The sequence below is a fragment of the Massilia sp. CFBP9026 genome (genome assembly GCF_034045165.1).
Taxonomy (GTDB): Bacteria; Pseudomonadota; Gammaproteobacteria; order Burkholderiales; family Burkholderiaceae_D; genus Telluria; species Telluria arenae.
Genome location: NZ_JAXCWH010000007.1, coordinates 84999 through 108980, shown reverse-complemented (window position 1 = coordinate 108980; position 23982 = coordinate 84999). Strand labels below are relative to the sequence as shown.

Below are 23982 nucleotides of genomic sequence, written 5' to 3'. Positions count from 1 at the left end.
CCATTGGCCAGTCAAAAACGCAGCGCCGCGCTGGCGAACACAGTCCGCTCGATCAGCTGGCGGCTGCCCGCCGCGCCGAATTCGGCGTGGCGTCGGTGCAGCAGGTTACGCCCGACGAGGGCGATCTCGAGATCGGGGCGTACCTGCCATGCCAACCGCGCATCAAGCTCATGATAGCTTGGCAGGGCCGCCTGTGGCATATCCGCGACGTAACGGAGCGCCAGATCGGCCCGCAGGCGGGCGTTCAGCTCGTGCGCGCTGCGCACGGTCCAGGTTACGCGCGGATCATTGCCGGCAAGAAAACTCAGGCCGGTACTGTCGCGGCTGGTCGGCTCGCGCCCGACGTCCACGTCCTGCAGCACCGCTCCCGCATGCAGGCGCCAGCCGCGCGCGGCCTGCCAGCTGGCCCACAGCTCGACGCCGCGCAGCGCGCCCTTGCCCAGGCTTTGCAGGACATAAGCAGCTGGCGGATTGGCGCCCGCAGCGTTCCGCTCAAGCGTCCGCAGACGCTCGAAATCCGTATAGAAGGCGGTGGCCGACCACGACAGCGAAGGCAGCGGCTGGGAGCGGTAGCCCAGCTCGGCCACGCGCGCCGTCTCCGACACCACGTCCGCGCCGCCCCCGACCAGGAAGGCATTCGGATCGAGCGGGTCGATGACGTAGAAATCGCGGTCGATGCGCGACGGCGCGCGTACCGTGCGCGACAGCGCCGCCCACAGCATCGAGCGCGCATCGACGTCCCATGCCAGGCGCAGGCTGGGCAGCACCTCGCTGCCCGTATATACATTGTGTTCGATGCGCACACCGGCGCTGGCGCGCACGTCCTGCGCCACCGTGACTTCATCCTGCACGAACAGGTGCGACCAGCGCAGGCTGCGGCGCGCCGGCGTGAAGCGCAGCAAGGGGCCGTTATCGATCCGGTCGCGGCTGTAGCGATAGCCGCCGCCCCAGGCCAGGTTGTGGCCATCCAGGCGCAGCATGTGCTGGGCCTCGACGTCGAACGTGTCCAGGCGCTGGGCGCCGACGCCCTGCTGGTCGCGCCGCGCATGGTCGATCCAGGCCTGCAGGCGCACGCTCTGGTTCTCGTCCACTCGATGCTCGACCCGTCCCAGCAGGTTGGCGCCCGACGTCTCGGTGCGCGATTGATCGCCGCCGGCGCGCAGGCGGCCGTCGTGGACGTCGCCGCTGAACGTGGCATCAAGGGCCTCGGCCTCCCAATCGAGGCGGAAACCCGCCTGCTGGCGCCGCATGCCGCCGGCATCCGGCCCGCCCGCATCGAGCGCGAACCCATCGACGTCCATGCCGCGCGCATAGGCGCGCCAGTGCGGCCCGCCCTCGAGCTGCCCGCCATAGCGCACGCTCGCCCCCTTTTCGCCGGCGCCGGCATGCGCCGTCGCCAGGCCGCCATGGGTCTGAGCGGCGCTGCGGGTAATGACGTTGATGACGCCGTTGACGGCATTCGTGCCCCAGGCCGTGCCGCCGGGACCGCTGATCACTTCGATGCGCTCCACGTCTTCCAGCGCCACGTCCTGCATTTCCCAGAACACGCCGGAAAACAGCGGCGAATAGACGCTACGGCCATCGACCATCACCAATAGCTTGTTGGCCAGAGGCGACAGGAAGCCGCGCGCGCTGATCGCATACGAGCCGGCGCCGATGCGCGCCACTTGCAGGTTCGGCGCCAGGCGCAACGCCTCGGGCAGGGTGGTGGCGCCGGAACGGGCGATCTCGGCGCCCTGGATCACGTAGACGGAGGCTGGCGCGCGCCCCAGGGCTTCGTCCTGGCGCGACACCGAGGTCACCACGATGTCGGATAGCTGTTCGAGGGAATAGTCGGCGAGCGGCACGGCCTGGCCCGGCGGCGCGTCGAGCGGCCGCGCCTGTGCCTGCACGGCGCAGGCGCAGGACAACAGCGCGATACCGGCGCGGACAAGCAACGTAGAGGATGACATAGTTGCCATCCTAGAACATTTTCACGCATGCACCAAGTGCGCACACGCTACAGTGCGCACTTGACATTCCCTGAGGGATATTTATTAAGGCTATGACTGGTATTGGAAATATAAATTGGACTGATTTGACGCAATGCAGCATCATTCACCTGTCTCCTCTATTCTCCTCCTAGGAAATAGATTCAGCCCGCCTCTCACGATGCGGGCTTTTTTTTGGGCGCTGTCATCGTTATCTGTTGATGACCCCGAATGCAAGACGCAGCAATTGCTCGACGGAAGTGACACGCCCGCCATCTAGCGCCCAATGCCAGCCCAGATAGTTGGGTAACCAGCGTGAGGCCACGCCATGGAAGCGCGCCAGCCATTCCTTCAAGCGCCGGTGGTAGGCGTTGACGTTCTGTACATGGATGGCGCCCTCGGCGCCGTTGCGGACGCGTTCGCCGGCACTGAGATTGACGGTCTGGTGGGCGACGCCATAGGCACGGGCGAAGGCGGGATAGGCGGCGCTGGCATCGGTGACCAGCAGCGCCTGGGGATCGAGTTTCGGCAGCAGGTGCTTGACCAGTTGGGCCACCTTCAAGGCACCGCGTCCGGTCACGGCGTCGATGGTTTGCCCGCTGCGGTCGCGCACCACCAGGATGCAGTCGAGGTCGTGCGAAATGCCGCGTAAGGCCGCCCTGCCGCCGCGCTTGCGCGGCCGGCGATTGAGCTTGCGCGAACCTTTTTGCGATTCGAGCAGGAACATCTCGTCGGCCTCGACAATGCCGACCAGGCGCTCGGGCCGGTCGTCCTTGACCCGGTCGAGAAAGCGATGGCGCCAGCGAAAGGTCGTGTTCGGGTGCACGCCGAGCCGCTTGGCCGCAGAGCGGACTGTGCGGGAATCGAGCACCGTGTCCAGATAATTGAGCCACTTGCCCTTGTGCCTGAGCCGCGCCAATGGCGTGCCGGTCAGGTCGTTGAAAGTGCGTCCGCATGCGCAACAGCGAAAGCGTTGCAGGTCGTTAGCGTGACCATGCCGGTGGCAACGCTTGCAGCCGCAATCCGGGCAACACCGCCCGTTTGACCGGATCTGGCCGATAAGGGCAACCACCCGGTCGAGCCCGGCTGCAGGATGCAGCGCGGCGAGCACCTGCTGACGCTGAGGCTGGTTCAGCAGCGCCAGCTGGGCGAATAACTCCTCAAACTTCGGCGCTTTCATGGCGCGCTCCCGATCGATGGCGACCGGGATTGGACCGCGGGTCAGCTCAGCAGTTCAATCCTCATCCATATTTAACGATGACAGCGCCTTTTTTACTCGAACGCCTCCCCTGCTTGCCACTGGCCGCAACAGCGGCCTCGGTCGCATGCCAATTGCATTAATGTTGGTTAGTTACAAAATTAATCTATGTGGCCGCGCACGCTTGTCAAAGCGGCCGGCGGACTTTTGGTGTAGGATGCCCGCCATATTTTCGTTTTTACAACAAGCCAGCCCATGCCCGACCTCGACACCTCCGCCCGGAGCACCGCATCCTACGACTGGTCGGCGACCGCGCTGGGCGACACCGCCCGCTGGCCGCTGCCGCTGCGGCTCGCCAGCGACCTGCTCCTCAATTCTCCTGTGCCCACCCTGCTGGTCTGGGGCACGGAGACGATCACGGTGTTCAACGAGGCATATGCGCTGCTGGCCGGCCCCGGCTACGGCCGTGTGCCCGGCGGTTCGGTGCCGCCGGTGCTGCCGCCCCCGCTGGCGGCGGCCGGCAAGATCCTCGACGCCGCCTGGCGCGGCGAGGCCGGCGTGATGCAGGACACTGCCCTCACCTTCCGCCGTCTCGACGGCAGCCAGGAATCGCGCTTCGACCTGCGCCTGACTCCCGTACGCGACGAGACCGGCGCGGTGCGCGGCGTGCAGGTGGCGCTGGCCCCGGCCACCGCCGCGCCGCAGGAAGAAGACGCCGGCGACGGCGCGATGCGCATCCTGGTGGTCGAGGACAACGTCGACTCCCAGTACCTGGTGTGCGAAATGCTCAAGGCCTTCGGCCACGAAGCCGACGGCGTGGCCCATCCGGACGACGCCCTGGCCCTGCTCGCGCGCCAGCGCTACGACGTGCTGTTCTCCGACGTCAGCCTGCCCGGCATGTCGGGCGTCGACCTGGCCACCCGCGCGATCGCGGACGATCCGTCGCTGCGCGTGATCTTTGCCTCCGGCTATGGCGACACCTTGCTGCGCCACCTGTCCTTCCCTTACCAGTCGCTGCAGAAGCCCTACGAAATCGACCAGTTGCAGGATGCGCTGTCGAAAGTGGCGCGCCGGCCCGCCAAGGGCGGCTGAAACGGGCGGCTGAAGCAGGCCGATTCGCGCGCGCATCGGGAACCTGCCCGGCAGCTTCCAAGCGTGTGTGTCAGACCGGCTTGTCTGGTCTACAATGAAACGCATCCTGCCCGGTTTCGGGCGTTCCGCAACCCCGGCATGAACAATCCCTCCGACCATTCCAGCAGCACCCCGTGCCACGTGTCCGAGCAAGACCTGGCCGCCGCGCGGCAAGAGCTGCAGCGCGCCACCGAACGCATGGAAAACATGCTCGAAAGCCTCACCGACGGCTTTTGCGCGGTCGATCGCGACTGGAACATCACGTATATCAACGGCCGCGCGCTGCAGATGGTGGCGCCGCTCAATAAAAGCCGCGACAGCCTGGTCGGGCACCGGCTGTGGGATGAATTCGAAGACCTGCACGGCACCTCGGTCGCCGCCGACTGCCTGCGCGCGATGGAACAGCGCATCACCGTCAACAAGGAATTCTTCTACCGCCGCCTGCAATGCTGGCTCGACATGCGGGTCTACCCGTCGCCCGACGGCCTGACCCTGTATTTCCAGGACATCACGGCGCGCAAGCTCGACCAGCAAGCGCTGATCGACAACAACAACCGCCTGCAGCTCGCGATCGCGGCCGGTCGCCTGGGCGACTGGCGCTGGGACGCGGCCAGCGACCGCGTCACCTTCGGCGCGCGCGCGGCCGAGATCCTCGGCCTGCCCGAAGGCGTGGCGCTCGAATGGCCGCTGCTGCGCGCCCGCCTGGCCCAAGACGACCGGCCGCGGGTGCGGCGCGCCGTGCTCGAAGCCTTCTCGCAGGGAAAAGACCTCGACCTCGAATGCCGCCTGCTGCCGCGCGACGGCCATGCCGGCGGCGCGCCAAGCGGCCAGCCCGCCGCGCGCTGCGTGGCCCTGGTCGGCCGCCCCGACTATGCCAGCCCGGCCCAGGGCGGCGGCGTGCTGGGCATGACCGGCATGGCCCAGGACATCAGCGCCCGGCGCGAAGCCGACGACCACCTGCGCCAGAGCGAGGAAGAATTGCGCGCGCTGGCCAACACCATCCCGCAGCTGGCCTGGATGGCCGACCCCAGCGGCGCCATCGTCTGGTTCAACCAGCGCTGGTACGAATACACCGGCATCACCCAGAGCGAATCGACCGGCTGGGGCTGGAAAGCGGTGTACGACCCGGAGGTGCTGCCGGCCGTGCTCGAGCACTGGGACGAATCGGTGCGCACCGGCTCGCCGTTCGAGATGGAATTCCCGATCCGCGGCGCCGACGGCAACTTCCGCTGGTTCCTCACCCGGGTCGAGGCGGTGCACGACCGCGACGGCCGCGTGGTGCGCTGGTTCGGCACCAATACCGACGTCGACCAGGTCAAACGCGCCGAGCAGGCGCTGCGCGAAGAATCGCATGTGCTCGAACTGCTCAACAGCACCGGCAGCATCCTGGCCTCGACCCGCGACCTGCGCTCGCTGATGCAGGCCGCCACCGACGCCGCCGCCGGCGTCTGCGGGGCCCGTTTCGGCGCCTTCTTCCACTACGGCGAGCAAGGCGCGGGCACGCTGTTCTCGCTGTACACGCTGTCGGGCGCCACCTCGGCCGAGTTCCAGGATTTCGCGGCGCCCGGCGCCAGCGCCCTGTTCGGCCCCGGCCTGCGCGCCGACGGCCTGGTGCGGATCGGCGACCTCGGCCACGATCCGCAACACGCCGCCAAGGCGCCGCAATTCGGCCTGCCGGCCGGCCATCCGCGGGTGCGCAGCTACCTGTCGGTGCCGGTGACGGCGCGCTCGGGCGAGCTGCTCGGCACGATGTTCTTCGGCCACCCGGAACCCGGCGTGTTCACCGAACGCAGCGAGCGCATCGTCAGCGGCATCGCGGCCCAGGCCGCGATCGCGGTCGACAATATCCGCCTGGTGGAGGCCGCCAGCCGCGCCGCCGAGGAGCGCAAGGTGCTGCTCGAGAACGAGCGCGAGGCGCGTGCCGAGGCCGAGCGCACCAGCCAGATGAAGGACGAATTCCTCGCCACTCTGTCGCACGAGCTGCGCACGCCCTTGTCGGCCATTCTCGGCTGGTCGCAGGTGCTGCGCCGCGCCAGCCGCGACGGCGCCGACCTGCAGCGCGGCCTGTCGACCATCGAGCGCAATGCGCGCGCCCAGGCCCAGCTGATCGAAGACCTGCTCGACATGAGCCGCATCACCTCGGGCAAGGTGCTGCTCGACATGCAGACGGTGGCGCCGGCCAGCTTCATCGACGCCGCCATCGAGACCGTGCGCCCGGCGGCCGACGCCAAAGGCATCCGCATCGAGCGCCACTACGGGGAACAGGTACCGGCGGTGGCGGGCGACCCGGGCCGCTTGCAGCAGGTGATCTGGAACCTGCTGTCGAATGCCATCAAGTTCACCCCGCGCGACGGCCTGGTGACGATCGAGGTCCGCCAGCACGAGGAGCAGGTCGCGATCACGATCCGCGACAACGGCGCCGGCATCGGTCCCGAATTCATCACCCATGTGTTCGAGCGCTTCCGCCAGGCCGATGCCTCGATGACGCGCACCCATGGCGGCCTCGGCCTCGGCCTGTCAATCGTCAAGCACCTGGTCGAGCAGCACGGCGGCACGGTGCGCGCCGAAAGCGCCGGGGTCGGCCAGGGAGCCAGCTTCACCATCGAGCTGCCGGTGGCCAAGACGCCGCCGCGCTCCATCGACTCGGCGCGGGCCCGGATGATCCGCGAATCGCCGGCGCAGTCCGCCGACGCCGGCCTTGCCGCCCAGGCGGCCGAGGGCGCGATTCGCGATCTGCGCGGCACCTCGGTGCTGGTGGTCGACGACGACCGCGACGCGCGCGAGCTGATCGCCCGCATCCTGGCCGATTGCCAGGCGAGCGTGCGCCTGGCCGCCAGCGCGCGCGAGGCCTTCGAGATGCTGCAGGCTGAGCCGCCCGACCTCCTGATCAGCGACCTCGGCATGCCCGAGGTCGATGGCCTCGAACTGCTGTCCTGGGTGCGCGCACTGCCGCGCGAGGCGGGCGGGCAAGTCGCCGCCATTGCCCTGACCGCCTTCGCCCGTTCCGAAGACCGGCTCAAGGCGCTGGAAGCGGGCTTTTCGGCCCATGTCTCGAAGCCGGTCGAACAGACCGAGCTGATGGAGGCGATCGGCATGGTGGCCATGCCCGCCACCTCGCAGCTGGTGAACGGCGGGGCACGTCTGGTCAACCGTTGAGTGGTAGCCAATGCTGGATGACCAGTGCAAAATAGCCGTTGTCGGCCGGTCGTTCATGTTCCTACCCACGCACGCGGCGCTGTCCTACAAGAAATTTTGAGCTGTTTGCTAGACTAAGTAGTGATGGGTTCAAGCCCGATTCCACCCAGAAGGGAATCCGCTCCATACGAATAGACGAGAAAAAGCATGCCGAGCAGACAAGACATTTTGAACGCGAAAATCCTGGTAGTGGACGATTCGCCCGACAATATCGAATTGATGGAAGAGATATTGCGTGAGGAAGGCTACACCTGCGTCAGCTCGACCATGCTGCCGGAACAGGTCTGCCCGCTCCACCGCGAGCATAACTACGATCTGATCCTGCTCGACCTGCAGATGCCGGGCCTGAATGGCTTCCAGGTGATGAAAGGGCTCAAGGAGATCGAGCAAGGCGGCTATCTGCCGGTGCTGGCCCTGACCGCCCAGCCGAGCTTCAAGATCGCCGCCCTCGAAGCCGGCGCCCGCGACTTCATCAGCAAGCCCTTCGACCTGCTCGAAGTGCACAAGCGAATCCATAATATGCTCGAGGTGCGGCTGCTGTACAAGGAACTGGCGCAGTACTCCAAGGCGCAGCAGGAACTGGCGCTGCACGACGCGCTCACCGGCCTGCCCAACCGGCGCCTGCTCGAAGACCGCATCGAATCGGCCCTGCAGCACGCCAACCGCGGTCATGCCAAGGCGGCCGTCATGTACCTCGACCTGGATGGCTTCAAGGCGATCAACGACACCTACGGCCACGCCTACGGCGACGACATCCTCAAGATGGTGTCCCAGCGCCTGCTGTCGAGCTCGCGCAAGGAAGACACCGTGGCGCGCCTTGGCGGCGACGAATTCATGGTGGTGCTGGGCGACATCCACAGCCTGGCCGACGCCCAGGGGCCTGCCTCGAAACTGGTCGAGGCGCTGTCCGAGCCCTTCTTCATCAACGACCTCACCTTGCGGCTGTCGACCTCGATCGGCATCAGCATCTACCCGGACGATGCCGAGTCGGTCGATGCGCTGATCAATATCGCCGACTACGCGCTGTACGAAGCAAAGCGCGCCGGCAAGAACCGCTTCTGCTCGCCGGCGGCGAACCGCCAGGCGGCGGCCAAGACCTCGGCGGCGCCGAGCCAGGCCGCAGCGCCGAATCCCCCGGCGGAGCTGGCGGCGCAGCATCGCTAAAAGCCAGCTCCACCTCCGCATTGTCAAAGCGAGCCCGGCTTCCCACCTGATTGGGACGTCGGGCTCTCTCTTCAGGCGAGGCCGGCAATCACAGCTGGCTATACTTCCCGATCGCTCCATAAAGTAACGGGCCACGCGACTTTCGCCGCGTGGCCCGCCAGGTACTGCCGGTTAAATCGATCTCAGCGCTTCTCGTCCACCGGGCACTCGCGAATCTTGCTCTTCTCTTCGATCGACTGCGCGTGCTGGTGATCATGGCCCGCGTCGACCATGTCCGGCGCCACCTCGATGCGGGTGATGCCGGCGTCGACCGAGATCGGATCGCTGGCCGGGAACGTCATTTCGACCGCGTCGTCGAGCAGCGTTTCCTCGGCCTTTTCCTTGTTGGACAGGCCTTCGCAGCCAGACAGCGCCTTGATGGCGATGGCGTAGCGGATGACCTCCAGGTTCGCCAGGTCGCCGATCGTCTTCACGCCCAGCGTGTCGGCCAGCGCCGCTGCCTGCTGCTCGCCGATGCCGCGCAGCGCCGATAGCGGCGCCTCGCTCAGCTCGCGGAAGGTTTTACCGTGGAATTGTTCATTTACAATGGTGTCGATATTCATGTTATGTCCTTTCTTGTAGGCGCCCCGTCCGCCAGCGAACCGGTTCGATTCCACTATGGCATAGCACTGTACCGACGTATGTGCGGCACCGAACATCGTCGACCGCCGCACGATTGATTTATTTGCCGAGTGGCACTTATGTCACATGCTATGATGGCGCGTTTTGCAAGGTATTTACTCGAATATAACGATAAGTTTAGAATCCTTAGTCGGGCGAGCACAGCAATGTTGACGGAATCCATCGTGGCGAACAGCGATAAACCCAAGATCCTGGTGGTCAACGACGACCCCGCCAGCCTGCTCGCGCTCACCAGCCTGCTCGACGGCCGCGCCGACGAGGGCAACTACACCGTGCTGTCGGCCCGCTCCGGCCAGGAAGCCTTGCGCCAGGTGCTGCTGCACGATTTCGCCGTGATCCTGCTCGACGTGAACATGCCCGGCATGGACGGCTTCGAGACCGCCGAGGCAATCCACCAGCGCACCCGCTCGGCCGACATCCCAATCATCTTCGTCACCGCCTTCCTGGCCGACGAGATCGATCGCCTCAAGGCTTACCAGCGCGGCGCCGCCGACTTCCTGTTTACTCCGGTCATTCCGCAGATCCTGCACGCCAAGGTGTCGGTATTCGTCACCCTGTCCATGAAGAACGAGGAACTCAAGCGCCAGGCCGAGAAGCTGTCGCAGCACGCCTCGGAGCTGACCGCCACCAACCGGCGCCTGGTGCGCGAGATGGAAGAGCGGCGCGCGGCCGAGCGCAAGAGCCACGCCAAGGACGAGTTCCTGGCCATGCTCGGCCATGAACTGCGCAATCCGCTGTCGGCGATCACCAGCGCCTCGAGCCTGATCGGCCTGGCCGGCGCCGCGCCCGACACGGTGGCGCGCGCCCGCGCCATCATCCAGCGCCAGAGCCAGCACCTGTCGCGCATCGTCGATGATCTGCTCGACCTGTCGCGCGCGATGTCGGGCAAGATCCTGCTGGCGCGCCAGGCCACCGACCTGTCCCGGCTGGTGGCCAGCTGCCTGGAAACCTTCCGCGCCACCGGCCGCACCGACGGCTACCGCATCGCGGTCGACCTGGCCACAGGCTGGGTCGACGGCGACCCGACCCGGCTGGAACAGATCGTCTCGAACCTGCTGGACAATGCGCTGAAATATACGCCGAGCGGCGGCGCCATCGACATCGCCCTGGCGCGCGCCGGCGACGACGTCGTGCTCAGCGTGCGCGACTCGGGCGTCGGCATTCCGCCCGAGCTGCTGCCACAGGTGTTCGACGTGTTCGTGCAGGGCGCGATCTCGATCGACCGCTCGCAGGGCGGCCTGGGGATCGGCCTGTCGCTGGTGCGGCGCCTGGTCGAGCTGCACGGCGGCAGCGTGGGCGCCGACAGCCCCGGCGCCGGACTTGGCTCCAGCTTCACGATCCGTCTTCCATGCGCCGAGCTGGCGCAATCGACCGGCGCGGGTGAACCATGCACGCCGGAGATAGCGCCGCCTGGCGATACCGGCAAGCCGTCGGTGCTGCTGATCGAAGACAATGAAGACGGGCGCGAGATGATGGCAACCATGCTGGCCGCCTACGGCTACCCGGTATACCAGGCCGCTGACGGCCTGCAGGGCGTGAGCCAGGCGCATGCCTGCCGGCCGGACGCCGCGCTGGTCGACATCGGCCTGCCGGGCATCGACGGCTACGAGGTGGCGCGGCGCCTGCGCGCCGATCCGGCCACGCAAGCGATCCGCCTGATCGCCGTGACCGGCTACGGGCTGCCGGAGGACCAGCGGCGCGTGATGGAAGCCGGCTTCGACCAGCACCTGGTCAAGCCGGTGCAGATCGATCGCCTGCTGGAAGCGCTGGCGCCGCTCAGTACTCCAGCCCCGGCTTCGGCCGGCGCCGCCGCCGCCTGAAGCAGTTACAGCAGCGGCCGCGCCATCAAGCCGTGGCGAGCAGCTCGTCGCGGCGCGCCGCCATCTCGGCGCCCAGGGCGTCCAGGTCGAGCTTGAGCTTGCGCACTTTCGGGAACATCTCCTCTTCTTCCTCGTCGACGTGGTGCTCGATGTATTCGCCCAGCACCGTGACCTTGGCATCGTACAGGTCGTCGCCCGGCTCCATTTCCTGGATCTGCGAGATCAGGTCCTTGGCCGACGCGTGTTCGACCACGGCTTCGTCGAGCATGTCTTCCATCTCTTTCGACACCGAGCGCAGCGCCGGATAGAAGATTTCTTCTTCGATCTGCGTGTGCATGATCAGCTGCTCGCAGATCTCGTCCGCCAGCTTCTTCTTGCTGGTGGTGGCGCGCTCGCCCAGTTCGTCGAATTGCTTGAACAGCGCCTTGACTTCGTCGTGCTGGCTGGTGAGGAGCTCGATAGCGTCCTGTTGCTTGTCTTTTTTCGTCATGGTAATACCCCCGAATCTGTTTGATATTGATGGCTCGCTGGCCACATAGGCAGCATGCGCCGCCACTTCCACGCAGACTGTACGGGAGCGCACGCTGTGCAGATACAAGGCCTGGATGGCTGGCAGCGCCGGGCGCGCGCCGCCGAATTGCCAACTGTTGTATGATTTGGGAAACATTTAACAGAGCCTACGATGACCGAACCGGCCCCATCGCCCCCCGACCCGGAGCTCGAACGCCAGGTCGCGGCGCGCACCGCAGAACTCACCGAAATGCTGGCCTGGCTGGCCAACTGCTGGGACCAGGAGCGTCGCCAGCTGGCGCGCCAGCTGCATGACAGCCTGGGCTCGTCGATGACGGCCCTGACCATGCACCTGGCCCTGCTGACCCAGAACCTGCCGGCCGACAGCAAGGCGCGCGAACGCGCGGCCCAGATGAAGACCCTGCTGGCCGGCATCATCGAAACCAACCGCACAATGCAGCTCGAGCTGTGGAACGACAAGCTCGAGTTCCTTGGCCTGCGCGCCGCGCTGGCCGAGCTGGTGCCCGCCTTCGGCGCCGAACGCGGCCTGAAGGCGCGCGCCAGCCTGCCCGACGACGACGGCGCCTGGTCGCGCGAACAAGGCGTGCTGCTGCTGCGCTGCGCGGAGGAAGGACTGCGCAACGCCGCCGCCCACGCCCAGGCCACGCGGGTGGACGTGATCCTCGACGACGACGGCGAGATGACCATGCTCACCGTGCGCGACGATGGCGTGGGGCCGGGCGAGAATGCGCTGGAGACGGCGTCCAGGGGCTGCCACGGCCTGCGCCTGCTGCGCGAACGCGCGCGCTACCTGGGCGGCAACCTGACCCTGGCGCGCAGCGACACCGGCGGCGCGATATTGCAGATGACCTTGCCGCGCCAGCTGGCGGCCTAGACCTTATTCGGGCCAGCGGCCCAATACCAACCGCTAACGTTAAAAACGTCGTTCCCGCGAAGGCGGGAACCTAAGTCGTATATGTCACCACTTAATTTTTTCTAGGCGGTGCATTAAGAGACTTAGGTTCCCGCCTCCGCGGGAACGACGTGTTGGGACCAACGAAGGAAGGCGGCCGGTAACGCATCGTCGGCCACCCTTCCCCGTCAGTGCAGCTTGACCAGCGGCGTACTACGCCGGATCAGGAAGCGCGCCACCGCCAGCAGCGCGGTGCGGGTAATCCCCATCACCGCCCTATGGTGCATCAGGTGCAGGCTGGCGTACATCGTGCGCGCCACCGCGCCCTGCACGAACCAGCTGGCCCCGCGCAGCGAACCCATCAGGCTGCCGACGCTGGTGCTTTGCCCCACCGAGACCAGCGAACCATAGTCGCGGTACTCATACGGCGTGTCCTGCGGCGCCTGGCCCTTGTCCATGCGCAGGAAGGCGGTCACCAGGTAATCGGCCTGCTGGTGCGCGGCCTGGGCGCGCGGCGGCACCGGTGCGCCATTGCCGTCGATGCAGACGGCGCAGTCGCCCAGCGCCCAGATATTCGGCACGCCCTTGACACGCAGATTGGCGTCGACGTCGAGCCCGCCGCCACGCGCGGTCGGCAAGCCCAGGGTGGCCAGCAGTTCGGGCGCGCGGATGCCGGCGGCCCACACGCACAGGTCGGCCGGATACACATTGCCCTTGCCGTCGATGACCTTGTCGGCCTCGATCGCGGTGACGCGGCAGTCGGCCACCACATTGATGCCGCGCTTGCCGAGCAGGTCGTGCGCCGCCTTCGACACCCGTTCCGGCAGCGGCGCCAGGATGCGCGGCGCGCCTTCGAGGATGGTGATGCGCACGTCGCGCTTGACGTCCATGCGGGCGAAGCCATAGCGCGCGTACGCCCCGGAGGCTTCGCGCAGCTCGGCGGCCAGCTCGACGCCGGTGGCGCCGCCGCCGATGATGACCACGTCCAGGCCGGTTTCCTTGCCTTCTTCGCGCTGCTGTTCGACCGCCAGCATCAGGCGCAGCATGCGCAGGCGGAAGCGCTCGGCGTCCTCGGTCGCGTTCAGCGAGATCGAGTGCTCTTCGGCGCCCGGGACGCCGAAATAATTCGAGGTGCTGCCGATCGCCATCACCAGCGAGCCATAGCCCAGGCGCCGCACGGGCAGCACTTCTTCATTGTCGCTGGCGGCGCGCACGGCGCCGATCTCGATCGCCTGGCCGGCGGCATCGAGCCCCGTCATCGGGCCCAGCACGAAATTGAATCCATTGTCGTGGGCCAGCATGGCGTACGAGAGTCCTTCCTGGTGGATGTCCAGGGTGCCGGCCGCCACTTCGTGCAGCGACGGCTTCCAGATATGATAAAGGCGGCTGTCGACCAGCGTCACCTTGGATGGGCCCAGTTTGCGGCCCAGTTTGCAGGCCAGCTCGAGTCCGCCGGCGCCGCCACCCACGATCACGATATCGCTACGCAAGTTGCCTCCTTCACAATGCCCTGCCCGGCAACGGCGCCGGGTCCTCGGACAATGTCGATTTTACTATGGCGGCGTGAATAACGTTGCGCGTGTCAATATTCTTGACTACATATTACGGAACAGGTTCATGAACGTTTGACTGACAGTCAGCGTCTCGGGCCGGTTCCTGAGCCGGATCGTGCCGCGCCCGCTCTCGTCGCGCGCCACGCCGGCCACCGCGCGCAGGTTGACGATGGTGGAGCGGTGCACCTGCTTGAACATGGTCGGGTCGAGCACCTCGAGCAGGTCGCGGATGGGTTTGCGCAGCAGCGACTCGCCCTCGGCCGTCATCACCACCGTGTACTTGGAATCGGCCTGAAAATACGCCACGTCGTCGACCAGGATCAGGCGCGTCTCGTTGCCGCGGCTGGCCGTCAGCCACACCAGCGGCTGCGCGCGCGGCGCCGGCGGCGCCACCACCTGCAGCCGCGCCAGCAGCTCGGCCAGTTGGGCGGCGTCAACGCCGCCGCGCGCCAGCCGCTCGCGCACCCGCGCCACGGTGGCGTTCAGGCGCTCGCGCGCCACCGGCTTGAGCAGGTAGTCGACCGCGCCGCGATCGAAAGCGTCGAGCGCGTACTGGTCGTAGGCGGTGACGAACACGATCTCGGTGCGCAGGCCTGCCGCCAGCATGTTGGACGCCACTTCCAGGCCGGACAGCCCCGGCATGCGGATGTCGAGGAAGGCGACCGCGGGCCGGTGGGTCTCGATGGCTTCCAGCGCGCTGCCGCCGTCCTCGCAGACGGCGACGATCTCCAGCCCGGGCCAGGCCTCGAGCAGCAGTTTGACCAGTTCGTCGCGCAGCAGCGCCTCGTCTTCGGCGACCACGCAGGTGACGGAATCAGGCGGCATGGCGGCCTCCCGTCCCCTGCAGCGCCAGCGGCACCGTGATGGTCGCCGCCACCCCGCTCGGGAAGTTGGCGACGATGGCGAAGCTGGCGCCAGTGCCATAGGCCAGGCGCAGGCGCTCGCGCACATTGCGCAGGCCGATGCCGGTGCCGGCGCCTTCGCTCGAGAAGCCGCGGCCGTCGTCGGCGACAGTCACGGCCACCGCCTGCGCATGTTCGCCGCCCACCGCCCGCGCCAGGATCCAGACCGTGCCCCCGCCCGGTTTCGGCTCCAGCCCGTGCTTGATCGCATTCTCGACCAGGGTCTGCAGCATCATCGGCGGGAACACCAGCCGGCGCAATTCGTCCGGCACGTCGACCTGCAGCGCCAGGCGCGGCCCCATGCGGATGGCCAGGATGTCGAGGTAGGCGCGCGCCCGTTCGAGCTCTTCGCCCAGCGTCGACGGCGCATCCTCGGTGCGAGGCAGCGAGTGGCGCAGGTACTGGATCAGGTTGCCCAGCATGGCGTCGGCGCGCGCCGGGTCGCTGCGGGTGAGCACCTGGGCGCTGGCCAGGGTGTTATACAAAAAGTGCGGTTCGACCTGGGCATGCAGCAGGTTCAGGCGCGCCACCGTGAGTTCCTTCTCGGTCACGCTCTCGCGCACCTGATTCGCTTCGGCGCGGCGCCGCTCGGCGATCCGGCGCGCAATCGCCCGCACCACGGCCTCGGCGTTCTCGAGGTTGGTGCCGTGGTCGACCAGGAACCAGTCGGTCCAGGCCGGCGCCTCCGGCTCGCAGATCAGGGTCACGCTGCCCGTCACGTCGCCATTGGGCGTCACCGTCGCCAGGATCTGGTTGCGCCGGTTTCCAAAGGCCTCCAGGCCCCACAGCTGGGATGCCTCCTTGCCGTAGGGGTCGATGCGCGCGACCTTGGCCCGCACCTGCAGGCTGTCGCGCGCGCTGTCGACGACGGTGGCGCCGGGCAGTTCGCGGATGGCGGCGTCGATCATGTCGAAGGCCTCGCCCGCTTCGAGCGGAATCTCGATCTGGCGCCGCTGGCGGTTCGACAGGGTGCTGGCGTCCAGGTGGCCAGTCACCAGGCGCACCCGGCGCATGTGCGAAAACACTTCCAGCAGCACCCAGCCGCACAGGGCGAAGCCGAGCAGCGGACCGAGGGGACCGAAATCGAAGTCGACCCGACCCAGCCAGGTCTCGTTCAGGGTGATGACCAGGGCGAGATATACCGCCAGCCAGGCCAGCAGCAGGCGGAACACGTGGAACAGGCTTGCAAACATGATGTGCTTTCGGATGGTGAGAATGGGGCCACCATAGGCTATCCATTCCTTGCAAGACAGCATTATGCGACGGAGTCGGGACTGGGCCGACGAAACCGGGGCCGGGCGGCATGGAATCGGCCCGGAAGCCGGCTGACATGCACGCGATGAGTGTTGCTTTCTACCTCTCATTACAATTTTCAGACATGCCCTTTGGCTTCGATAACCGCTACAATTTCGCCTTTCTGAGTTGAAAGGTTCTGGAGATGTATCTGAAACGCATGGCCATCGGCCTGGCTGCCACCCTTGCTGCCGCCACCGCTCACGCCCAGATCGGCGCCGCCGTCACTGCCGACCTCGGCACCACGGGCGCTGGCGTCCACCTGGTGGTGCCGATGGAAAGCAATCTGAATGGTCGCTTCGGCATCAACTACTACAAGCACGACTTCGACAGCCGCTCGGGCGACATCGATTACAAGGGCGACGCCAAGCTGCAGACTTTCGACGTGCTGTTCGACTGGTATATCATCCCGAACAGCAATTTCCGCCTGACCGGCGGCGTGATGTACAACGGCAACAAGGCCGAAGCAAAGGGCTACGCCAACAGCCAGGGCAATTACATCATCAATAAGGTGACTTATACGGCCGCCGACGTCGGCACGCTGAGCGCCGACGTCGACTTCCAGCGGGCCGCGCCCTACTTCGGCATCGGCTGGGGCAATGCGCTGACGCAGGACAAGCGCTGGAACTTCGCCGGCGACATCGGCGCCTTCTACCAGGGCAAGGCCCACGTCAACCTGGTCAGCCGCGGCTGCACGACCTCGACCGCAGTATGCCGCCTGCTGGTGCGCGACCTCGGCCTCGAAGAGCAGCGCCTGAGCGACGAGCTGGCGAAGCACAAGTTCTTCCCGGTGCTGCGCGCCAGCGTGTCGTACAACTTCTGAGCGGCGGCTTTCCAGGCGGCCATGCCGAACGCGCGCCAGGCCTGACGCGGCCGGCGTATGATGGACTTCCACCATCGGGAGGGAGTCCATCATGTCGTCACGCCGAATCCTCGCCGCTGCACTGAGCGCGAGCTGCCTGCTGCTCGGCGGCTGCCGTGAACACAACGAGCCGGTCAAGCCGATCGCCGACCTGTCGGTGAGCGTGGTCACTGCCGCCGTCCTGGTGCCTTAGGGCCAAGCGCAAACATCCGGCGCAGCAGTCGCCAGCCGCCGTTATCGCCATGCCGACCCAGGCAGGGTAAACTGTGGCCTGTTCATTTTCCATCCCAAGGTTCACCCACCCATGTCGTTCGCATCCCTCGGCCTGATCGACCAGATCGTCCGCACCCTCGACGCCCTCGCCTACCACACCCCCACTGCCGTCCAGGAACAGGCGATTCCCGCCGTGCTGGCCGGCCGCGACGTGATGGCCGCGGCCCAGACCGGCACCGGCAAGACCGCCGGCTTCACCCTGCCGATCCTCCAGCGCCTCGCCAAGAGCGGCGAGGTGGGCAGTAACGCGGTGCGCGCGCTGATCCTGGTGCCAACCCGCGAACTGGCCGAGCAGGTGCACGAAAGCGTACGCACCTATGCCGAAGGCCTGCCGCTGCGCACCATGGTTGCCTACGGCGGGGTGAGCATCAATCCGCAGATGATGGCATTGCGCCGCGGAGTGGACGTGATGGTCGCCACGCCCGGCCGCCTGCTCGACCTGCAGCGCCAGAACGCGGTGCGCTTCAACGAAGTCAAGACCCTGGTGCTCGACGAAGCCGACCGCATGCTCGACCTGGGCTTCGCGCGCGAGCTCGACGGCATCATGAAACTGCTGCCCAAGAAGCGCCAGACCCTGCTGTTCTCGGCCACCTTCTCGGACCAGATCCGCGCGCTGTCGAACCAGATGCTGCGCGAGCCGGTCCGCATCGAGGCCACGCCGCGCAACACCACCGTCGCCGCAGTGAAGCAGTGGATCATCACCGTCGACAAGAAGCGCAAGCCAGAGCTGTTCGTGCATCTGCTGAAACGCCATGACTGGACCCAGGTGCTGGCTTTCGCGCGCACCCGCAAGGGCGTGGATGAACTGGTGTCCCTGCTCGAAGCCAAGCGCATCACGGCCGACTCGATCCACGGCGACAAGCCGCAGCCGGCGCGCCTGCGCGCGCTCGAACGCTTCAAGGCGGGCGAGGTGCGGGTGCTGGTCGCGACCGACGTCGCCGCGCGCGGGATCGACATCGACGACCTGCCGGCCGTGATCAACGTCGACCTGCCGATCGTGGCCGAAGACTACGTGCACCGCACCGGCCGCACAGGCCGCGCCGGCGCCACCGGCGAGGCGGTGTCGCTGGTGTGCGCCGACGAGGTCGAGCAGCTCGCGGCGATCGAGGTACTGACCCGGCAAACGCTCGAGCGCGTCGAAGAACCGGGCTTCGTGCCCGACCACCGGGTGCCGCTGACGGATGCGAAGGGGCAGATCGTCAAGAAGCCGAAAAAGCCCAAGAAGCCGAAGGGCGATGCGGCAGTGGTCAGCGAGGACGTGCGGTTCCGGCGCTAGGGCGCGAACTCAGTCTGCCCGAGCCGGTTCCAGTGGCTTGCGCATGGCATAGCGCGCGCCGCCCGGCGGGAAGCCGTCGAGGCGGCTGAATACCGTGTAGCCGAGCTTCTCGTAGAAACCGAGCGCCTGGAAGCTGAGCGTCTCGAGGAAGGCCTGCGTGCAGCCACGGCGCACGGCTTCGCGCTCGGCTTCAAGCATCAGGGCGCGTCCCAAGCCGCGCGCGCGCACATCGTCGGCCAGCCACAGCGCATGCACCTGCAGCCAGCCCACCCAGGTGTCGCCGGACAGGCCGCCAACCACCTTCCCCTCATTGTCGCGCAAGGTTACCAGGAGCTCTTGCGGCGCGGTCCCGCCGGCATGCGCCGCGTTGAAATCGATCAGGCCCTGGATGACGACGTTCGCGTCGCGGTAGTCCGGTTGCGGTTCAACCGCAATTGAGAGGTCAATGGGATGGTCTGGCATGGCTGGCGTGCAAATGAAAGAGATTAAGATAAGCGCCGGGGCGCGCAATACATGCTGCGCCATGCCGACGGCGTGACGCCGACGCCGCCCTTGAAGCGGCGGATGAAGTGACTCTGGTCGGCGAATCCGCATTCGAGCGCCACCGCCGTGAGCGGCATGCCACGACGGATCAGCGCTTGGGCCTGCCTGATGCGCATGGCGTTCAGGTAGACGTGCGGCGGCATGTGATACGCCGCGCCGAAAGCGCGTGTCAGGTGCGCGCGCGACAAACCTGCCACGACGGCCAGGTCCGCGACCGTCAGATCGTGCGCGTAATACGTCCGGATGTAATCCCTGACCCGTGACAGCGCGGCATTGTCCGCACCGCGGGCGTGAATCGCATCCGCCTGCGGCCGCTCTCCGTGCCGACCCAGCATTGTGCCGATGAATGCGCGCATCAGGGATTCGGTGCGCAGCGATTCTGCGCCCAAGCCGGTGTGCGCTTCGGCCAGGCCGCCCGACAAGGCCCTGAACCGCTCGACCATATGGCGGTCGGTGACATGCGGGTTGGCGAAGTAGCGCTTGCGCCCCGGTTCGACGTCCGCGTCCGTGCAGCTGGCGACGAAGTCCTCGGGAACGTACCAGAGCATGTAGCGAAAACCGTCTTCCGTTCCTGGCCGGCCATCATGGTCGTCGTCCGGATTGAACAGCACGAAATCCCCGGCCTGGCTGTCGTAGTGCCTCCCCTTGCAGCCGAAACGCTGAATGCCAAACGTCGTGGCGCCGATCACGAAGCCTTCGTGACTATGCCGTTCGAAAGCGTGATCGGCAAAGTCGGCCTGCATCAGCGTCACGCCATGGGGCAGCGCCCCGAATGTGGCCTGGTTGACTGGACGGCGGGCGTTTTGACTCATGCAACAATTGTACAAGACCGCACTGGGCGGACCGGCAAGAATGGCGCTTTCCATTCAAGGGGCGCCCTATGCACACTCCGATCGACCTGGCCACCAAACTGGCTACCTTCAGCGAAGCCTGGCAGCCGCGCACCGTCGCGCTGTTCAATGGCCATGACGTGATGGTGGCGAAGCTGCGCGGCGACTACCACTGGCATGTCCACGACGACACCGACGACTTCTTCCTGGTCCTGCACGGCCGGCTGGACATCGACCTCGACGATGGGGAAACCGTCAGCCTGACCGCCGGCCAGGTGTATATCGTCCCTGCCGGCGTTCGTCACCGGCCGCGGGCCAGCGAAGAGGCGCATATCCTGCTGATCGAACCGACCGGGACCCCGAACAGCGGCGACCCGCTGACCGCCGCCCCACGCCGCGTCATTTGACGGATGCCGGCGGCTCCCCGTTCCTGGCGACGTAGCGCCGGTACTGCCACTCGAAGACATACCAGGTCAGGACGCCGAACACGGTGCCCGCGATCAGCCAGGACGGGATGTTGTAGACGAGGGAAGGCAGGAACTGTTCGGGCTTGCTGAACCATCCGGAGACCACGAAGAACAGGTACATCGGGATGCCGTAGGCGAGCAGTCCCCGCTTGACGATCCACGATGCCATGCCGGCTTCGCGGTACTTGAACCACCTGATCGCGTGTACTTCCTTCATCACGCTGCTAGCGCCGATCCAGGCCACGCTCGATCGATGCGCCGGCCGCGTATAGCAGGATAAAGGCCGGCGTCATGAACAGGCCATAGGCATCGGGCCAGGAGATGATTTCCAGCGCGCGGTCCAGGCCCAGCCAGTGCGCCAGCGCCAGCTGGGCCGCGATCGGCAGCTCCAGGTAGGTGAACTGTGACTGGTAGTCGACGTTGCCCAGCGAGACGATGCCGAGACAGGCCGCGATGAACAGGGCGTAGGGAGCGCAAAAAAAGAGACCGAGTCGGGACATCGTGATCGATACGAGGTTCGAGTTGCAAAGGTTGCAGCGGATCGTCACGACGTGACAGGGCGACAAGTACGGCAAGAATGGGCGCTAAGATACCATCGTGGCCGCGTGCAAAGTTCACCTTTTGTCACAAAAGGTCGCAAAACCCTAACGTAATGCAAGGCGCATTTTCCGGATGCCTTCCTCGCCGTCGATCGTCACCTCGAAACCCAGTTTTTTCACCATGGCGACGATGCGCGAATTCTGCGGCAGCGCCTCGCCCACGATCTCGCCGGTGCCGCGCGCCCGGCAATACTCGATCAGCTTGGTCATCATGATGCGACCGAGCCCCATGCCCTTCAGGTCGGAGCGCACGGTGACGGCGAATTCGGCGCTGGTGTTGTCGGGATCGGCCACCACCCTGCCCACCGCCAGCGTCTCATTCACACCTTCGGCATTCTTGCGGGTGGCGATGAAGGCCATCTCGCGGTCGTAGTCGATCTGGGTGAAGCGCGCCAGCTGCGAGGGCTGCAGCTCGCGGATGCGCACGAACATGCGGTAGCGGATGTCGTCCGGGGTCAGCGCATCGAAGAAGGCCAGGTGGGCCGGGCCATCCTCTGGACGGATCGGGCGCAGCAGCAGCGGCGCGCCATTCCAGGCCATCGTCTCTTCGAGCTCGCGCGGATAGGGGCGGATCGCCAGCCGGTCGAGCGTGCTGCCCGAGCGGTCGGCCAGCGCCAGGCGCACCCGCGCATCGAGCACGGTCGCTCCCTTGCTGTCGGCCAGCAGCGGATTGATGTCCAGTTCGACGATCTCGGGAATGTCGGACACAAGCCGCGAGACCTGGATCAGCACCGCCAGGATCGCGTCCAGGTTGGCCGGCGGACGGTTGCGGTAGCCGGCCAGCAGGCGCGCCACCCGCGTGCGGTCGACCAGGTCGCGCGCCAGCACCAGGTTCAGCGGCGGCAGGGCCACCGAATAGTCGTCGGTGACTTCCACCGCTATCCCACCCTGGCCGAACACCAGCACTGGCCCGAACACCGGATCGGTGGCGGCGCCGACGATCAGTTCATGGCCGTTGGCCCGGCGGCACATGGCCTGCACCGAAAAACCGTCGAAGCGCGCCTGGGGGAACAGCTCGTCCAGGCGCTTCTTCATGCGCTGGGCGCTGGCGCGCACCGCATCGTCGGAATCGAGGTCGAGCGTCACGCCGCCGAAGTCCGACTTGTGCATCACGTCGGGAGTCAGGATCTTCACCGCGACGGGGTAGCCGATGGCGCGTGCCGCCACCACCGCGGCCTCGACGTCGGGCGCGGCGCGGGTTTCGACCAGGGCCAGGCCGTAGGCGCGCAGGATGGCCTTGGTCTCGGGATCGGACAGCAGCAGGCGTTTATTGGCGATCGCCTCGCGCACCAGCGCCCGCGCGCTGCTGCGGTCGGGCGCCATGTGGCCGACCATTGAGGGCGGCACTTCCATCAGGAGGTTCTGGTTGCGGCGGTAGTTCACCAGTTGCAGGAAGCCGGCCACGCCATCCTCGGGTGTGCGAAAGGTGGGCATGCGCGCATTGGCGGCGATGGTGCGCGCCTCGAGCACCGAGGCGCCACCCAGCCAGCACGACAGGATCGGGCGCGAGGCGGCGCGCGCCAGCGGCGCGATGGCGTTCGCCACTTCGCGGCTGTCGACGGTGGCGGTCGGCGAATGCACCACCAGCACGGCGTCGACCTGCGGGTCCTTGAGCAGGATCTCGAGCGCGGCCGCGTAGCGTTCGGGCGGCGCGCCGCCCAGCAGGTTGACCGGCAGATTGGCCGACTGTACGCCCGCCCCGCCGGGCAGCAGCGCGTCCAGTTGGGCGATCGACTCGGGCGACAAGGTGGCGGCCGTGCCTTTGCCGTAGCGCAGCGCGTCGCGCGCCAGCACGCCGGGGCCCGCGCCATTGCTGACGATGGCCAGCCGCTCGCCATGCAGCGGGCGCGCATAGGCCAGGGTCTCGACCGCCGCGAACAGCTGCTCGGTGGTATACACCCGCAGCATGCCGGCGCGCCGCACCGCGGCGTCGAACACGTCATCCTCGCTGGCCAGGGCCCCGCTCTCGCTGGCCACCGCGCGCACGCCGTCCTCGCCGGAGCGCGACTTGAGCACCAGCACCGGCTTGCTGCGCGCCGCGGCGCGCGCCGCCGACATGAACTTGCGCGCATAGCGCAGCTGGCCGACGTGCAGCAGGATGGCGCCCGCATGGCCGTCGCTGGCCAGGTAATCCAGCACGTCGCCCAGGTCGACGTCGCTCGAGTCGCCCAGCGAGATGAAGTGCGAAAAGCCGATGCCGCGCGTGCGCGCCCAGTCCAGCACGCCCGTCATCAGGGAGCCGGATTGCGAGACGAAGGCGATCCGCCCCGGCAGCGCGCCGCTGTGGGCCACGCTGGCGTTCAGGCCGAGGCCGGGCGCCAGCAGGCCGGCGCTGTTCGGTCCGAGCAGGCGCAGCAGATAGGGATGGGCCGCATCGAGCGCGGCCTGGCGCAGGCTGCGGCCGCGTCCATCGCGCGCCTTCGCCATGCCGCTACTGAGCACCACAGCCGCGCGCGTGCCACGTTCGCCCAGCTGGCGCACCAGCTGCGGCACGGTCGCCGGCGGCGTGCAGATCACGGCCAGCTCGGGCGCCTCGGGCAGGTCGGCCACGCTGTCGTAGCAGGGCAGCTCGCCGACCTGCTCGTACTTGGGGTTGACCGCGTACAGCTTGCCCTTGAAGCCGCCGCCCAGCAGGTTGTCGAGCAGGGTCGTGCCCATGCTGCCGGGGCGCTCGGAGGCGCCGATCAGGGCCACCGATTTCGGCGCGAACAGGTATTGCAGGTTGCGGACGCTCATTGACGGGGGCCCTTTTCATCGGCAAGTAGTGACACATCGTATCAAACGCCGCGACCCGACGGCGCG

Annotated in this window: 21 protein-coding genes; 9 read left to right on the top strand and 12 right to left on the bottom strand. The window is 66.9% G+C overall.

Annotated features, from left to right (window positions below):
• Window positions 1-11 precede the first annotated feature (11 nt).
• Complete coding sequence (locus SOM28_RS17915; protein ID WP_320468934.1) at window positions 12-1952, bottom strand: TOL_0244 family TonB-dependent receptor; 1941 nt, start codon at window positions 1950-1952, stop codon at window positions 12-14.
• Between the two features lie 229 nt (window positions 1953-2181).
• Entirely contained in the window at window positions 2182-3150 is a 969-nt protein-coding gene (locus SOM28_RS17910; RefSeq protein ID WP_320468933.1) for an IS1595 family transposase, read from the bottom strand.
• A 273-nt stretch (window positions 3151-3423) separates the two neighbouring features.
• Here SOM28_RS17910 and SOM28_RS17905 point away from each other — a divergent pair, with 273 nt between their 5' ends.
• The 3 genes from SOM28_RS17905 (at window position 3424) to SOM28_RS17895 (ending at window position 8658) form a co-directional block, all read left to right on the top strand.
• Window positions 3424-4260 (top strand): response regulator, encoded by an 837-nt coding sequence (locus SOM28_RS17905; RefSeq protein ID WP_320468932.1) that lies wholly within the window; start codon window positions 3424-3426, stop codon window positions 4258-4260.
• A 138-nt stretch (window positions 4261-4398) separates the two neighbouring features.
• Complete coding sequence (locus tag SOM28_RS17900) at window positions 4399-7455, top strand: ATP-binding protein (RefSeq protein ID WP_320468931.1); 3057 nt, start codon at window positions 4399-4401, stop codon at window positions 7453-7455.
• A gap of 186 nt (window positions 7456-7641) precedes the next feature.
• Window positions 7642-8658 carry a GGDEF domain-containing response regulator gene (locus SOM28_RS17895; protein ID WP_123071774.1) on the top strand — a complete coding sequence of 339 codons (1017 nt, stop codon included), beginning with the start codon at window positions 7642-7644 and terminating at the stop codon, window positions 8656-8658.
• A gap of 182 nt (window positions 8659-8840) precedes the next feature.
• On the opposite strand, the gene SOM28_RS17890 is transcribed toward SOM28_RS17895, so the two are convergent.
• Window positions 8841-9260: a hypothetical protein gene (locus SOM28_RS17890; protein WP_123071773.1), complete on the bottom strand. Its 420-nt coding sequence runs from the start codon at window positions 9258-9260 to the stop codon at window positions 8841-8843.
• A gap of 225 nt (window positions 9261-9485) precedes the next feature.
• Between SOM28_RS17890 and SOM28_RS17885 the strand changes: the two genes are divergently transcribed.
• The gene (locus SOM28_RS17885) at window positions 9486-11159 is read left to right on the top strand and encodes a response regulator (RefSeq protein ID WP_320468930.1); all 1674 of its coding nucleotides are present in this window, start codon (window positions 9486-9488) and stop codon (window positions 11157-11159) included.
• Between the two features lie 25 nt (window positions 11160-11184).
• On the opposite strand, the gene SOM28_RS17880 is transcribed toward SOM28_RS17885, so the two are convergent.
• A complete protein-coding gene (locus tag SOM28_RS17880; protein WP_123071771.1) occupies window positions 11185-11649 on the bottom strand; it encodes a hemerythrin domain-containing protein in 465 nt (154 codons plus the stop codon).
• A gap of 192 nt (window positions 11650-11841) precedes the next feature.
• Between SOM28_RS17880 and SOM28_RS17875 the strand changes: the two genes are divergently transcribed.
• Entirely contained in the window at window positions 11842-12564 is a 723-nt protein-coding gene (locus SOM28_RS17875) for a sensor histidine kinase (protein ID WP_123071770.1), read from the top strand.
• Between the two features lie 206 nt (window positions 12565-12770).
• Here the strand turns inward: SOM28_RS17875 and SOM28_RS17870 are convergent, their stop codons facing one another.
• From SOM28_RS17870 to SOM28_RS17860, 3 genes are all read right to left on the bottom strand, one after another.
• Window positions 12771-14072 carry an NAD(P)/FAD-dependent oxidoreductase gene (locus SOM28_RS17870; RefSeq protein WP_123071781.1) on the bottom strand — a complete coding sequence of 434 codons (1302 nt, stop codon included), beginning with the start codon at window positions 14070-14072 and terminating at the stop codon, window positions 12771-12773.
• 105 nt (window positions 14073-14177) lie between these two features.
• Window positions 14178-14960, bottom strand: coding sequence for a LytR/AlgR family response regulator transcription factor (locus tag SOM28_RS17865; RefSeq protein ID WP_320468929.1), 783 nt, complete (start codon window positions 14958-14960; stop codon window positions 14178-14180).
• Window positions 14950-16230, bottom strand: coding sequence for a sensor histidine kinase (locus tag SOM28_RS17860; RefSeq protein WP_320468928.1), 1281 nt, complete (start codon window positions 16228-16230; stop codon window positions 14950-14952). The genes SOM28_RS17865 and SOM28_RS17860 overlap by 11 nt, the downstream gene beginning before the upstream one ends.
• Window positions 16231-16475: 245 nt before the next feature.
• Here SOM28_RS17860 and SOM28_RS17855 point away from each other — a divergent pair, with 245 nt between their 5' ends.
• The 3 genes from SOM28_RS17855 to SOM28_RS17845 all read left to right on the top strand — a co-directional run bounded on the left by SOM28_RS17855 (window position 16476) and on the right by SOM28_RS17845 (window position 18741).
• On the top strand, window positions 16476-17153 hold the full coding sequence (locus SOM28_RS17855) for a hypothetical protein (RefSeq protein WP_123071784.1): 678 nt from the start codon (window positions 16476-16478) through the stop codon (window positions 17151-17153).
• A gap of 91 nt (window positions 17154-17244) precedes the next feature.
• Complete coding sequence (locus SOM28_RS17850; RefSeq protein WP_320468927.1) at window positions 17245-17385, top strand: hypothetical protein; 141 nt, start codon at window positions 17245-17247, stop codon at window positions 17383-17385.
• 111 nt (window positions 17386-17496) lie between these two features.
• Complete coding sequence (locus SOM28_RS17845) at window positions 17497-18741, top strand: DEAD/DEAH box helicase (protein WP_123071785.1); 1245 nt, start codon at window positions 17497-17499, stop codon at window positions 18739-18741.
• Window positions 18742-18750: 9 nt separating this feature from the next.
• On the opposite strand, the gene SOM28_RS17840 is transcribed toward SOM28_RS17845, so the two are convergent.
• On the bottom strand, window positions 18751-19203 hold the full coding sequence (locus SOM28_RS17840) for a GNAT family N-acetyltransferase (RefSeq protein WP_320468926.1): 453 nt from the start codon (window positions 19201-19203) through the stop codon (window positions 18751-18753).
• A gap of 23 nt (window positions 19204-19226) precedes the next feature.
• Window positions 19227-20096, bottom strand: a complete 870-nt coding sequence (locus SOM28_RS17835) for an AraC family transcriptional regulator (protein ID WP_320468925.1) — start codon at window positions 20094-20096, stop codon at window positions 19227-19229.
• 68 nt (window positions 20097-20164) lie between these two features.
• Between SOM28_RS17835 and SOM28_RS17830 the strand changes: the two genes are divergently transcribed.
• A complete protein-coding gene (locus tag SOM28_RS17830; RefSeq protein WP_123071788.1) occupies window positions 20165-20521 on the top strand; it encodes a cupin domain-containing protein in 357 nt (118 codons plus the stop codon).
• Here the strand turns inward: SOM28_RS17830 and SOM28_RS17825 are convergent.
• From SOM28_RS17825 to SOM28_RS17815, 3 genes are all read right to left on the bottom strand, one after another.
• Window positions 20514-20798, bottom strand: coding sequence for a hypothetical protein (locus SOM28_RS17825; RefSeq protein WP_148044129.1), 285 nt, complete (start codon window positions 20796-20798; stop codon window positions 20514-20516). The two genes, SOM28_RS17830 and SOM28_RS17825, sit on opposite strands and share 8 nt — an antisense overlap.
• 7 nt (window positions 20799-20805) lie before the next feature.
• The gene (locus SOM28_RS17820) at window positions 20806-21081 is read right to left on the bottom strand and encodes a hypothetical protein (protein ID WP_221176219.1); all 276 of its coding nucleotides are present in this window, start codon (window positions 21079-21081) and stop codon (window positions 20806-20808) included.
• A gap of 144 nt (window positions 21082-21225) precedes the next feature.
• Entirely contained in the window at window positions 21226-23916 is a 2691-nt protein-coding gene (locus SOM28_RS17815) for a bifunctional acetate--CoA ligase family protein/GNAT family N-acetyltransferase (RefSeq protein WP_320468924.1), read from the bottom strand.
• Window positions 23917-23982 lie beyond the last annotated feature (66 nt).